The following is an 11,861-nucleotide window of genomic DNA, read 5'->3' as shown; positions in this document are numbered from 1 at the left end:
GGGCGCCGTGGGAGCCGGGAAGGGCAAACGGAAACCCAAACGGGAATCATAGCAAGATAAAATGCCGCCCATGACGCGACATCCCCGCCACTCCCCCGGCGCCGGCTTTCCCGGCGCCTTTGCCCCCGAGCCCGAAGACGATTCGCCCAAGAGCAAGTCTCAGCGCAAGCGCGACATGCATGCGCTGCAGGACCTTGGCAGCGAGCTCGAGGCGCTGCCCAAGGACCGGCTGGCGCGCGTGCCGATGCCCGAGGTGCTCGAGGACGCGATCCGCGAGGCCCGCCGCATTACCAGCCACGAAGGCAAGCGCCGCCAGATGCAGTATGTCGGCAAGGTGATGCGCGGCCTGAACGACGACGAGATCGACGCCATTCGGCGCGCGCTGGACGGCTTCAAGGGCACCAGCAAGGCCGAGACCGCCCGGCTGCATCTGATCGAGCGCTGGCGCGAGCTGCTGCTCAAGGACGACGAGGCGCTGACGCGCTTCCTCGCCGAGCATCCGAGCGTCGACGTGCAGGCGCTGCGCAGCCTGATCCGCAACGCGCGCAAGGAACAGCAGCTGGCCAAGCCGCCGAAGCATTTCCGCGAGCTGTTCCAGGCGATCAAGAGCGCGCTCGAGGCGCGCGAGCAGCCCGGTGCGGCGTCCGCCGCGCCTTCAACCGGAGAGGATCAGGAGCCCGCATGAGCGACCTTGCCCAAACCATCGGCCAGCCCGTGGCTCGCCGCCACCCCGACGAACTTGTCGTCGGCTTCGTGTCGATCTCGGACCGCGCGTCCGCGGGCACCTATCAGGACGAGGGCATCCCCGCGCTGCGCGAATGGTTCGGCCGTACGCTGACCTCGCCGTGGCAGGGCGTGGAACGGCTGATCCCCGACGAACAGGCGCAGATCTCGCGCACGCTGATCGAGCTGGTCGACGTGGCCGGCTGCGACCTGGTGCTGACCACCGGCGGCACCGGTCCCGCGCGCCGCGACGTGACGCCGGAAGCCACGCTGGCGGTCGGCACCAAGGAAATGCCTGGCTTCGGCGAGCAGATGCGCCAGGTCAGCCTGCATTTCGTGCCGACCGCGATCCTGTCGCGCCAGGTGGCGGTGATCCGCGAAACGCCGAGCCGTGCGGCGCTGATCATCAACCTGCCGGGCCAGCCGCGCGCGATCCGCGAAACCCTCGAAGGGCTGCGCGGCGACGACGGCAAGCCCGTCGTGCAAGGCATCTTTGCCGCGGTGCCCTACTGCATCGACCTGATCGGCGGCCCCTACATCGAGACCGACGAGGCCGTGGTCAAGGCCTGGCGGCCGAAGCACGCGATCCGGCAGAAGGGCTGAGCGGCACCGAGGTTGCCCTCGCCCCTGCCCCTCTCCCGCACGCATGAGAGGCGGGAGAGGGGAACACCGAGGGCATTTGCCGAGCTCTACCCCTTCCCCCGCTTGCCGGAAGATCAGACACCGAAGGCATCTCCCGCACTCGCTCCCCTCTCCCGCTTGGGGCAGAGGGACACATCGAAAGCACTGGTCGCGCTCGCTCGGCGCTCCCCTCTCCCGCTTGCGGGAGAGGGGCTGGGGGAGAGGGCAGCCCGGAGGCGGACGCCTACCGCAGCCCCAGATAGAGCCCGACCGGCACGAACACCACCGCGGCAATATTGCCCAGCAGCACGATCGACGCCACCTGGTCCGGCTCCTGCCGGAAATGGTCGGCCACCAGGAAATTCAGCACGGCCGGCGGTAGCGCGGCGAACACGAACAGCAGGCCGCGCTGCAGCTCGGTCAGCGGCACCACCGCCGCCAGCGCCAGCGCGCAGGCGATGCCGGTCAGCGGGCAGATCACCGCGCCGGCCACCCCCATGCCCCAGTTGCGCAGATTGACGTCCTTCATCCGCACGCCCAGCGCGAACAGCATCAGCGGCACGGTGGCGTCGCCCAGCAGCTTGATCGATTGATAGACCGGATCGGGCAGCGCGAACCACGGGCGCGCCAGCGACAGGCCGACGCCGGCGATCGTCGCCAGCACCATCGGGTTGCGCGAGATCTGCGCGAGGGAGGCATGGCGATTGACGATCTTCAGCCCCAGCGTGAAGTGCATCAGGTTCGAGGCCGCGAACAGCGCCACCGCTGGGGCCAGCCCGGCCGGCCCGAAGGCGAACACTGACAGCGGCAGCCCCATGTTGCCCGAGTTGTTGAACATCATCGGCGGCACGAAGGTGCGCGGGTCCGCGCCCATCAGCCGCGCCGCGCCGAGCGCGAGCAGGCCCGAGCCGAGCACCACGCCGACCGCGCAGGCCAGCAGCGCGAGCTGGTCGGCCAGCACGAACTCCTTGCTGACGAAGGCCGACACCACCAGCAGCGGCGCGATCACGTCGAGCGTCGCGCGGTTGATGCCCGCCATGTCGGGATGGGCCTTGCGCCCGTACAGCCAGCCGACCAGGATGATCAGGATGACGGGCGTGATGATCGAGACGATGCGCTCAAGCATGGCGGGATGGGGAGGAAGGATCGAATCGAGCCGCGATGCCCGTCGTTCCCGCGCAGGCGGGGACCCAGCGGCTCATCGCAAGTCACTGGGTTTCCGCATCCGCGGGAACGACGAACCGGCTGGGTCAGGCTGCGCCGGTGGAGCCCGCCGCGTCCTGCGCCGGCGCCGCCTGCTGGCTGCTGCGAATGAAATGCGTGCGGTAGTAGCGCAGCTCCTCGATCGACTCGAGGATATCGGCCAGCGCAGTATGCAGCTGCCGCTTGATGAAACCCTTGTGGATCGCCGGCTCCCAGCGCTTGCACAGCTCCTTCAGCGTCGACACGTCGAGGTTGCGATAGTGGAAGAACGCCTCGAGCTTGGGCATGTAGCGCGCCATGAAGCGGCGGTCCTGGCAGATCGAATTGCCGCACATCGGCGACTTGCCGGCCGGCACCCAGCGCTTGAGGAAGGCGAGCAGTTCGGCTTCGGCCTGCGCCTCGGTCAGCGTCGAGGCCTTGACCTTGTCGATCAGGCCCGAGCGGCCATGGGTGCCCTTGTTCCAGTTGTCCATCGCGTCGAGCACGGCGTCGTCCTGGTGGATCACCAGCACCGGACCCTCGGCCAGGATATGCAGCTCGGAGTCGGTGACCACCACCGCCACCTCGATGATGCGGTCGTTCTCGGGGGACAGCCCGGTCATCTCCATATCGAGCCAGACCAGGTTGTTTTCGCTCTTGACCGACTTGACGGCGGGCGGGGCGGAGGCGGGCGCGGCGGGGGGTACGGAGGCGGCGGGGCTGGAGCTTGTCATCGGACTGCGTGAGGATCGGATAGCGGAGGGATGGGAATATCGTGCGTCGGCATCGTGGGCCCTGGCGGGTGTGCCGGCGCGAAGTCATATAATTCTCGCATATCGAAGGCACTAGACCGCTCCACAAGGCAAGGACCCGATGTTCACGCTGCTTTTTCTCGTCGCCCTGGTGGTGATGGTGCTCACCAAACTGTGGCTGGCCGCGCGCCAGGTTCGCCATGTCGGCCTGCATCGCGACACCGTGCCGCCGCGCTTCGCCGATACGATCTCGCTGGCCGCGCACCGCAAGGCCGCCGACTACACGATCGCCCGCACGCGGCTGTCGATGCTCGAGGTGCTCGCCGGCGCCGCCGTGCTGATCGGCTTCACGCTGCTCGGCGGCCTGCACTGGCTGAACCAGTTCTGGTACGGCACCTTCGGCCCCGGCTATGCCTATGGCGTCGCGCTGATCGCCAGCGTCGCGCTGATCGGCGGGCTGGCCGAGCTGCCCTTCACGCTGTACGCGCAGTTCGGCATCGAGCAGCGCTTCGGCTTCAACCGGATGACCTGGCGGCTGTGGCTCGTCGACACCATCAAGATGCTGGTGGTCGCCGCGGTGCTGGGCCTGCCGCTGCTGCTGGCGGTGCTGTGGCTGATGGACCGGACCGGCACGTGGTGGTGGCTGTGGACCTGGATGGTCTGGATGGCCTTCAACCTGGTGCTGCTGGTGATCTTCCCGACCTGGATCGCGCCGTTGTTCAACAAGTTCGAGCCGCTGACCGACGAGACGCTGAAACAGCGCATCGAAGCGCTGATGCGCCGCTGCGGCTTCGCCAGCAAGGGCCTGTTCGTGATGGACGGCTCGCGCCGCAGCGCGCACGGCAACGCCTATTTCACCGGATTCGGCGCGGCCAAGCGCATCGTCTTCTTCGACACGCTGCTGTCGCGGCTGAACGCCGACGAGATCGAGGCGGTGCTCGCGCACGAGCTCGGCCACTTCAAGCGGCGCCATATCGTCAAGCGCATCGTCGTGACCTTCGCGCTGAGCCTGGCCTTCCTGGCGCTGCTGGGCTGGCTGTCGACGCAGGCGTGGTTCTACACGGGCCTGGGCGTGCTGCCGAACCTGATGTCCGACAGCCACGCGCTGGCGCTGGTGCTGTTCTTCCTGACGCTGCCGGTATTCACGTTCCTGCTCGGGCCGCTGTCGAGCCTGACCTCGCGCCGGCACGAGTTCGAGGCCGATGCGTTCGCCGCCGAGCATGCCGATGCGGGCCATCTGGTGTCGGCGCTGGTCAAGCTGTACAAGGACAATGCGTCGACGCTGACGCCCGATCCGCTCTACAGCGCGTTCTACTACTCGCACCCGCCCGCGGCGCAGCGCATCGACCGTCTGCTGGCGCACGCATGAGCCGCCCCGCCCGACTACGCGGCGGCGACGCCCAGCGCCGACCCGCCGGCGCCGCCGTGCCCAACGCCGCCGCGCGCGAATCCGCGCTGATCGTGGCCGCGCACGGCCGCCACTATGTGATCGAGCTCGACGATGGCGAGCGCACGCGCATGCATGCGTTTCCCCGGGGCAAGAAGAGCGAATGCGCGGTCGGCGACCGCGTGCGCGTCGAACGTGCCGCGGCCGATCAGTGCGTGATCGTCGAGGTCGAGCCGCGCCGCAATCTGCTGCATCGCTCGGACCAGTTCAAGTCCAAGCTGCTGGCCGCCAATATCGACCAGGTCGCGATCGTGCTGGCGACCGAACCGAGCTTCTCCGAGGACCTGCTGGGCCGCGCGCTGGTGTCCGCCGAGGCGCTGGAAATCGCGCCGCTGATCCTGCTGAACAAGACCGACCTGACCGACCGGCTGGAGGACGCGCGGCGCCGGCTGACGCTGTACCGGCAGCTGGGCTATCGCACCGTCGAGCTGTCGGTGCACGGCAATCCCGACGACGCGCTGGCGCAGCTGCGTCCGCTGACCGCCGGGCGCGCGACGATCCTGATCGGCCAGTCCGGCATGGGCAAGTCGTCGCTGCTGAACCTGCTGATTCCCGGCGTCGAGGCGCAAACCCGCGAGATCTCGGCCAAGCTCGATTCGGGCAAGCACACCACGACGTTCACGCGGCTATACCACCTGCCCGACGACTGGGGCCAGGGCGGCAGCCTGATCGATTCGCCCGGATTCCAGGAGTTCGGCCTGCACCATCTGTCCGAAGGCATGCTCGAGCGCGCCTTCCCCGAATTCCGCCCGCGGCTGACCGAATGCCGCTTCTACAACTGCCACCATATCAACGAGCCGGGCTGCGGCGTGCTGGCCTCGGTCGAAGCCGGCGGCATCGCGCCGCGGCGGCACCAGCTGTACCTGCAGCTGCTGCACGAGTCGCGACAGCAGAAGCCGTGGTAGCAGTGCTGTAGATGGTCTCCCCCTCTCCCGCTCGCGGGAGAGGGCAGCGGCATTGGCCAATGCCCTGGCCCTTGCACCGCCCCCTGCCCTCTCCCCAACCCTCTCCCGCAAGCGGGAGAGGGAGCGGCTCATCGCGTGATTTGCTGCCTTGGCACCGCGCCCGTGCTAAGGTCCAAAGCATCCCCACTGCCGTTGACGCCGATGAAACTGCTGCTGTCGACGCCCTCGCTGGTGCATGCGGCCCATTGCCGCAATCTGCTGCTGGCCGCGGGCATCCGCGCGCAATTGCGCAATACGTGGCTGGCCGGCGCGACCGGCGATATTCCGTTTCAGGAGAGCGCGCCGCAGGTGTGGCTGCTCGACGATGCGCGCGAAGAGGAAGCGTGGGCGGTACTCGATGCCGCCGCGAATCCGGCGCCGGGGCCGCGCTGGCGCTGCGCGCGCTGCGGCGAATGGCACGAGGCGCAGTTCGGCGCCTGCTGGCAGTGCGGCAGCCCTCGGCCCTGAATCGGAGGTAAGACCTGTTCCGGCCGCTGTTCCGGCCGCCCTCCCGGCCTGCCGGAACTTGCCCCCACCTTGGCCGTACCCCTGGCGAACCTCAGCCGACCCAGCTGGCCAGCGACAGCATCGCCAGCAGCAGCATCCACAGCACCACCGCGCGCCAGACCAGGCCGACCGCCGACTGCAGCGCCCGTACGCCGGGATCGGCGCCGAGCTCCGGCGCGGCCGGCTCCGGCGCGCCGTCGTCCTCCATGCCCGGGGCATAGTCGAACGCCGCACCGGTGCCGGGGGTCGCCAGCACCACGCTGGTGTCGTCCTCGGCCAGCGGCGTGCCGAGCCGCACGCCGAGCGCGCCGCCGCCGCTGGCCAGCAGGATGCCGTTGGTCTCGTCGCGCCACTTGCGCGCATGGTTGCGCCACGCGTAGACCGCGTCCTCGAAGTTGCCGACGATCGCAAAGCCGATCGCCGTCAGCCGCGACGGCACCCAGTCCATCAGATGGAAGGCGCGCGCGGCAAACCGGCCGAACGCCGGGCTGCGCTCGGACGACGGCAGGTTCCATTGGCGCGACAGATATTCGGCGACGCGGTACAGCACCACGCCGGCCGGGCCGATCGGCAGCAGGAACCAGAAGAACACGCCGAACACGTGCCGGTGCACGGCAACGATGGCCGCCTCGAGCGTGTGGCGCACGATTTCGCTGACCGGCATGTCGACGGTGTCGAGCCCGGTCCACTCGTGCAGCAACGCACGGGCAGTGGCCGGATCGTCTCGGTTCAGCGCGTCGTGGATATCGGTGAAGTAGTGGCTGAACTGGCGGAAGCCCAGCGTCAGGTACAGCAGCAGCACGTTCCACGCCAGCGTCAGCGCCACGCTGATCGTCGCCAGCAGATGGTGGACCGCCAGCGCCGCCAGCGTCAGCGGCAGCGCCACCGTCATCCACGCCAGCGCCGCGTCGCGCGGCCGGCCGGTGTCGAAGGCGCGCTCGGCGCGTTCGGCGAGCGCCCGCACCATTTCATAAATGGGATTGTTGCGGCCCAGGGCGCGGAACTGCTCGGCGATCAGCGCAAGAAGGACGGAAACGAAGGTCATCTCGGGTCGGAAATGGGCGGCAAGGCGAGCTGCCGGGCCGTCCCGGACCATGTGCTGGTCCGGGCGCTTATCTATAGCGAGAAGATAGCACAGCGCTTCCGCCTGCCCTGCCGCGCCGGGACTTCGCGTTACATCTGCTTGCCGAAATCCCGTCGTCCCCGCGCCTGCGCCGATGCAGCGGCTTGCGACACAGAAATGCGTCACGGGGTCCCCGCTTTCGCGGGGACGACCTCCGGCATGTCACGGCAGATCGAATACCAGCACCTCGGCCGCGTCGCCCTGCGTCAGGGTGACCGCGTCGACCTCCTCCAGCTTGGCCGCATCGCCAGCCTCCAGCGCCTGGCCGTTGACCGTGATGGCGCCGCGGGCGACGTGCACATAGGCGCGCCGTCCCGGGGCCAGGGCCAGCGTGGCGGCCTCGTCGCCGTCGAACAGGCCGGCAAAGAGGCGCACGTCCTGGTGGATCCGCACCGAGCCGTCGGCACCGTCGGGGCTGCCGACCAGGCGCAGCCGGCCGCGCTTGTCGGCGGCGTCGAAGTGCTTCTCCTCGTAGCCCGGTTCGATGCCGTTGCGATCGGGCACGATCCAGATCTGCAGGAAATGCGTGGTGTCGTGCGCGGCGTGGTTGTACTCCGAGTGCCGCACGCCCGTGCCGGCGCTCATCCGCTGCACGTCGCCGGGGCGGATCACGCTGCCGTTGCCGATGCTGTCCTTGTGCGCCAATTCGCCCGACAGCACATAGCTGATGATCTCCATGTCGCGATGACCATGGGTGCCGAAGCCCATGCCGGGCGCGACGCGGTCTTCGTTGATCACTCGCAGCGGCCCGAACTGCACATGGCGCGGGTCGAAGTAGTCGGCAAACGAGAAGCTGTGATACGACTGCAGCCAACCATGGTCGGCGTAACCACGTTCTGCGGACTTGCGAATTTCAATCATTTTGATGTCCTTCCTGGCTAGTGGTCCGCTGCTTCGTCCTGCCGGACTTGCATATAGACCGTCTGTTCTGCAACGATGCTAGGAAGTTTAGGACGGCTGCGCTATATTTGCGGCGGGCCATTTGCAAGCACTCATTCAGAATTTCTGAATATGCCACTCTCTCTCGAATCCCTGGAAGTTCTCGACGCGATCGAACGCAAGGGCAGCTTCGCAGCCGCCGCGCATGAAATGGGCAAGGTGCCGTCGGCGCTGACCTATGTGGTGCGCCGGCTCGAAGAAGACCTCGACGTGCTGCTGTTCGACCGGCGCCGCCACCGCGCCGAGCTGACGCCGGCCGGCCGCGCGCTGCTCGACGAGGGCCGCCACCTGCTGCACGCGGCCGACGACCTGGCGCGCCGCGTCAAGCGGCTGGCCACCGGCTGGGAGGCCAGCCTCAATATCGTCGTCGACGACCTGATCAATTTCCGTGCGTTGCTGCCGGTGATCCAGGACTTCTACGCGGAGAACAGCGCCACGCGTCTGCGCTTCGCCAAGGAGGTGCTGGGCGGCTCCTGGGACGCGCTGGTCAGCAACCGCGCCGACCTGGTGATCGGCGGCGCCTACGATGCGCCCAGCACCCAGGGCTTCCAGATCCGTTCGCTCGGCGCGATGCCCTTCGTGTTCGCCGTGGCCGCCCACCATCCGCTCGCCAGCGAACCGGGGCCGCTGACCAGCACGCAGATCGCCCGGCACCGCATCGTCGCGGTCGGCGATACCTCGCGCAACCTGCCGGCGCGCACGCATGGCGTGCTGGCCGGGCAGGACATGCTGGTGGTGCCGACCATGCGCGACAAGCTCGATGCGCAGATCCGCGGCCTGGGCTGCGGCTGGCTGCCGGCGCCGATGGCGCAGCCGCATATCGAGAGCGGCGTGCTGCAGGTGCGCGAGACCGTCGAGGTGCGCGCGCCCGGTACCTTCACCATCGCCTGGCGCACCAGCAATCGCGGCAAGGCGCTGCAGTGGTGGACCGACAAGCTGCAGAATCCGCGGCTGGCGCAGGCGCTGCTGTCGCAGCAACCGGGCGCGCCGGAGTAGCCAGACATGAGCGCAGTACCCGGGCAGACCGATCAGCCGTCCGATCGTCCGCCGACCGATCGCCGGCCGTCAAACCCGCAATACCGCGGCCGCTTCGCCCCCTCCCCCACCGGCCCACTGCATCTGGGCTCGCTGGTCACCGCGCTGGCCAGCTGGCTCGATGCCCGCGCCCACGGCGGCCAGTGGCTGGTCCGCATCGAGGACATCGACTATCCGCGCTGCGTGCGCGACGCGGACCGGCAGATCCTGCATACGCTCGAGCGCCTCGGCCTGCATCCGGACGAGGCGCCGGTCTGGCAGAGCCGGCGCGAGCCGCTGTACGCCGACGCGCTGCACCGGCTCGAGGCGGCCGGGCTGGTCTATCCCTGCGGCTGCTCGCGCAAGGAAATCGCCGACTCGCTGCGCCATGTCCGCGAGCGCCATCAGACGCTGGCCTACCCCGGCACCTGCCGCGGCGGCCTGCACGGCAAGCTGCCGCGCGCCTGGCGCGTGCGCGTGCCGGACGGCGAGGCGGCGCTGCTGTGCTTCGACGACCGCTGGCAGGGCCGGCAATGCCAGGACCTGGCCACCGAGCTCGGCGACTTCGTGCTGCGCCGGGCCGATGGCCTGTGGGCGTATCAACTGGCGGTGGTGGTCGACGACGGGCTGCAGGGCATCACGGATATCGTGCGCGGCGCCGACCTGCTGGATTCGACGCCGCGGCAGATCCATCTGCAGCGGCTGCTGGGGTTGCCGACGCCGGCCTATCTGCATGTGCCCGTCGTGGTCAACGAGATCGGGGAAAAACTGAGCAAGCAGACCGGCGCGGAAGCGATCGACGCGCTGGCGCCGCTGGACGCGCTGCGCGCCGCCGGCGCGCATCTGGACTTGCGCAGCGGCCGCGCCGATGTGGAAGGCTGGCTGGCCGAGGCGACCGCGCAGTGGGCGGCGCGGTGGGTGTCGAACTGAGCGGCCTTGCCGTCCCCGCGCAGACGGGACCCGGCAAAATGGAAGACGCTGGCTTCCCGCGTTCGCGGGAAAGACGGATCGGCTCAGCCCGACGCGATCAGGACTTGCGCGGCACGCCGCCGAGCAGCGCGGCGACCGGGCGCTTCGGCCGGGCGCGCGCGAGGCCAACCTGACGCGGATCGAGGGTCGACTCGCTGGACGTGGACGACGCCGACGACGCGCTCGGGCTCGGCTCATAGGGCCGCGAGAAGAACGGGTCGTCCGAGGCGCGGAAGGCATTGCGCGCATTGCCGTGGTCGGGCTTGCGCGGACGCTCCTCGCTGTCGGCGCGCGGGCGGCGCGGCTCGGCCGAGCGGCCGCGGCGGCGATCGTCGTCGGCGGCACGGAAGCGCGCCGCCGACGGATCGAAGCCTTCGAGCTGCGCGCGCGGAATCTGCCGCTTCAGCATCTTCTCGATATCGGCCAGCAGACGCTCGTCGCCGGGCACGAAGATCGACAGCGCATCGCCGGTGGCGCCGGCGCGGCCGGTACGGCCGATCCGGTGCACATAGTCCTCGGCGTTGAACGGCAGATCGAAGTTGATCACGCAGGGCATGTCGGCGATGTCCAGGCCGCGCGCGGCGACGTCTGTCGCCACCAGCGCGTCGATGGTGCCCTGCTTGAAGCCCTCCAGCGTCTGCATCCGTTCGGTCTGCGTCTTGTCGCCGTGGATCGCGGCGGCATTGATGCCCTCGCGCTCCAGATGACGGGCCAGCCGCGAGCAGCCGATCTTGCTGTTGACGAAGACGATGCACTGGCGCGACAGGCCCTGGTCGGCACGCTGCTTCAGCAGATGCACCACGGCCTCCTGCTTCTGGCCGTCCTGGACCTGGTACACGGTCTGGCGCACGTTCTCGTTGGCCGAGTTGCTGCGCGCCACTTCGATCGTCACCGGCTGGTGCAGGTAGCTGGCCGCCAGCTTCTTGATCTCGGGCGAGAAGGTCGCCGAGAACAGCAGCGTCTGGCGCTTGGCCGGCAGCAGGTTGATGATGCGCTGCAGGTCCGGCAGGAAGCCCATGTCCAGCATGCGGTCGGCCTCGTCGAGCACCAGCATCTGCACCTGCGACAGGTTGACCGACTTCTGCTGCACGTGGTCGAGCAGGCGGCCCGGGGTCGCGACCAGGATCTCGACGCCGCGCCGCAGCGCGTCGGTCTGCGGATTCATGTCGACGCCGCCGAACACCACGGTGCTGCGCAGGTCGGTGTGGCGCGCATAGCGGGCCACGTTGTCGTAGACCTGGTCGGCCAGTTCGCGCGTCGGCGTCAGCATCAGCGCGCGCACCGGGTGCCGCGCCGGCGAGGCGCTGGCGTTGGCCAGCGGCAGCAGGCGCTGGATGATCGGCAGCGCGAAGCCCGCGGTCTTGCCGGTGCCGGTCTGCGCGGCGCCCATCACGTCCTTGCCCAGCAGCACCACCGGGATTGCCTGCGCCTGGATCGGCGTCGGCTTGGTATAGCCCTGCTCGGACAGCGCGCGCAGCACGCGCGGGTCGAGGCCGAAGCTGTCGAACGTGATGTCGTCGGCGGGAGTCGGTACAGCAGAGGTGTTCGTGTTCGTGGTGGTGGTCATGGTATGGGTGTCTGGCGAAGGCGAACCCGGCGCCAGCGGACACGCATCGATCGAACGCAATGGAACTGGCGGT

General features: G+C 69.0%; 12 protein-coding genes. 7 read left to right on the top strand and 5 right to left on the bottom strand.

From position 1 onward, the window contains the following. Positions 1 to 70 precede the first annotated feature (70 nt). Both yjgA and mog read left to right on the top strand, forming a co-directional pair. Complete coding sequence (yjgA, locus tag M1D55_RS14150; RefSeq protein ID WP_006578128.1) at positions 71 to 685, top strand: ribosome biogenesis factor YjgA; 615 nt, start codon at positions 71 to 73, stop codon at positions 683 to 685. Continuing rightward, positions 682 to 1,326, top strand: a complete 645-nt coding sequence (mog, locus tag M1D55_RS14145) for a molybdopterin adenylyltransferase (protein ID WP_006578129.1) — start codon at positions 682 to 684, stop codon at positions 1,324 to 1,326. The genes yjgA and mog overlap by 4 nt, the downstream gene beginning before the upstream one ends. Positions 1,327 to 1,588: 262 nt before the next feature. On the opposite strand, the gene M1D55_RS14140 is transcribed toward mog, so the two are convergent. After that, positions 1,589 to 2,470 carry an AEC family transporter gene (locus M1D55_RS14140; protein ID WP_006578130.1) on the bottom strand — a complete coding sequence of 294 codons (882 nt, stop codon included), beginning with the start codon at positions 2,468 to 2,470 and terminating at the stop codon, positions 1,589 to 1,591. 124 nt (positions 2,471 to 2,594) lie between these two features. Continuing rightward, positions 2,595 to 3,260: an oligoribonuclease gene (orn, locus tag M1D55_RS14135; RefSeq protein WP_456282433.1), complete on the bottom strand. Its 666-nt coding sequence runs from the start codon at positions 3,258 to 3,260 to the stop codon at positions 2,595 to 2,597. A 139-nt stretch (positions 3,261 to 3,399) separates the two neighbouring features. On the opposite strand from orn, the gene M1D55_RS14130 reads away from it, so the two are divergent. From M1D55_RS14130 to M1D55_RS14120, 3 genes are all read left to right on the top strand, one after another. Next, a complete protein-coding gene (locus M1D55_RS14130; protein ID WP_006578133.1) occupies positions 3,400 to 4,647 on the top strand; it encodes a M48 family metallopeptidase in 1,248 nt (415 codons plus the stop codon). Beyond that, positions 4,644 to 5,630 carry a ribosome small subunit-dependent GTPase A gene (gene rsgA / locus M1D55_RS14125; RefSeq protein WP_456282432.1) on the top strand — a complete coding sequence of 329 codons (987 nt, stop codon included), beginning with the start codon at positions 4,644 to 4,646 and terminating at the stop codon, positions 5,628 to 5,630. Before M1D55_RS14130 ends, rsgA begins: the two co-directional genes overlap by 4 nt. A 201-nt stretch (positions 5,631 to 5,831) precedes the next feature. Next, the gene (locus tag M1D55_RS14120; RefSeq protein WP_023264867.1) at positions 5,832 to 6,137 is read left to right on the top strand and encodes a putative signal transducing protein; all 306 of its coding nucleotides are present in this window, start codon (positions 5,832 to 5,834) and stop codon (positions 6,135 to 6,137) included. Positions 6,138 to 6,228: 91 nt separating this feature from the next. On the opposite strand, the gene M1D55_RS14115 is transcribed toward M1D55_RS14120, so the two are convergent. Further along, positions 6,229 to 7,221, bottom strand: a complete 993-nt coding sequence (locus M1D55_RS14115) for a CobD/CbiB family protein (protein ID WP_023264866.1) — start codon at positions 7,219 to 7,221, stop codon at positions 6,229 to 6,231. Positions 7,222 to 7,461: 240 nt separating this feature from the next. Beyond that, entirely contained in the window at positions 7,462 to 8,160 is a 699-nt protein-coding gene (locus M1D55_RS14110) for a pirin family protein (protein WP_456282431.1), read from the bottom strand. Between the two features lie 150 nt (positions 8,161 to 8,310). On the opposite strand from M1D55_RS14110, the gene M1D55_RS14105 reads away from it, so the two are divergent. After that, entirely contained in the window at positions 8,311 to 9,234 is a 924-nt protein-coding gene (locus tag M1D55_RS14105; protein WP_006579087.1) for a LysR family transcriptional regulator, read from the top strand. Positions 9,235 to 9,240: 6 nt separating this feature from the next. Then, positions 9,241 to 10,182, top strand: coding sequence for a tRNA glutamyl-Q(34) synthetase GluQRS (gene gluQRS, locus M1D55_RS14100; RefSeq protein ID WP_456282430.1), 942 nt, complete (start codon positions 9,241 to 9,243; stop codon positions 10,180 to 10,182). Positions 10,183 to 10,279: 97 nt separating this feature from the next. On the opposite strand, the gene M1D55_RS14095 is transcribed toward gluQRS, so the two are convergent. Continuing rightward, a complete protein-coding gene (locus tag M1D55_RS14095) occupies positions 10,280 to 11,788 on the bottom strand; it encodes a DEAD/DEAH box helicase (protein ID WP_456282429.1) in 1,509 nt (502 codons plus the stop codon). Between the last annotated feature and the right edge of the window lie 73 nt (positions 11,789 to 11,861).

The sequence above is a fragment of the Cupriavidus sp. JZ107 genome, assembly GCF_053903255.1.
The sequence above is the reverse complement of the archived record's forward strand: the minus strand, read 5'-3'. Positions and strand labels throughout refer to the sequence as shown.

Coding starts and splice junctions, on each gene's coding strand:
- yjgA (WP_006578128.1), top strand. CDS start 71: ATGACGCGACATCCCCGCCACTCCCCCGGCGCCGGCTTTCCCGGCGCC.
- mog (WP_006578129.1), top strand. CDS start 682: ATGAGCGACCTTGCCCAAACCATCGGCCAGCCCGTGGCTCGCCGCCAC.
- M1D55_RS14140 (WP_006578130.1), bottom strand. CDS start 2,470: ATGCTTGAGCGCATCGTCTCGATCATCACGCCCGTCATCCTGATCATC.
- orn (WP_456282433.1), bottom strand. CDS start 3,260: ATGACAAGCTCCAGCCCCGCCGCCTCCGTACCCCCCGCCGCGCCCGCC.
- M1D55_RS14130 (WP_006578133.1), top strand. CDS start 3,400: ATGTTCACGCTGCTTTTTCTCGTCGCCCTGGTGGTGATGGTGCTCACC.
- rsgA (WP_456282432.1), top strand. CDS start 4,644: ATGAGCCGCCCCGCCCGACTACGCGGCGGCGACGCCCAGCGCCGACCC.
- M1D55_RS14120 (WP_023264867.1), top strand. CDS start 5,832: ATGAAACTGCTGCTGTCGACGCCCTCGCTGGTGCATGCGGCCCATTGC.
- M1D55_RS14115 (WP_023264866.1), bottom strand. CDS start 7,221: ATGACCTTCGTTTCCGTCCTTCTTGCGCTGATCGCCGAGCAGTTCCGC.
- M1D55_RS14110 (WP_456282431.1), bottom strand. CDS start 8,160: ATGATTGAAATTCGCAAGTCCGCAGAACGTGGTTACGCCGACCATGGT.
- M1D55_RS14105 (WP_006579087.1), top strand. CDS start 8,311: ATGCCACTCTCTCTCGAATCCCTGGAAGTTCTCGACGCGATCGAACGC.
- gluQRS (WP_456282430.1), top strand. CDS start 9,241: ATGAGCGCAGTACCCGGGCAGACCGATCAGCCGTCCGATCGTCCGCCG.
- M1D55_RS14095 (WP_456282429.1), bottom strand. CDS start 11,788: ATGACCACCACCACGAACACGAACACCTCTGCTGTACCGACTCCCGCC.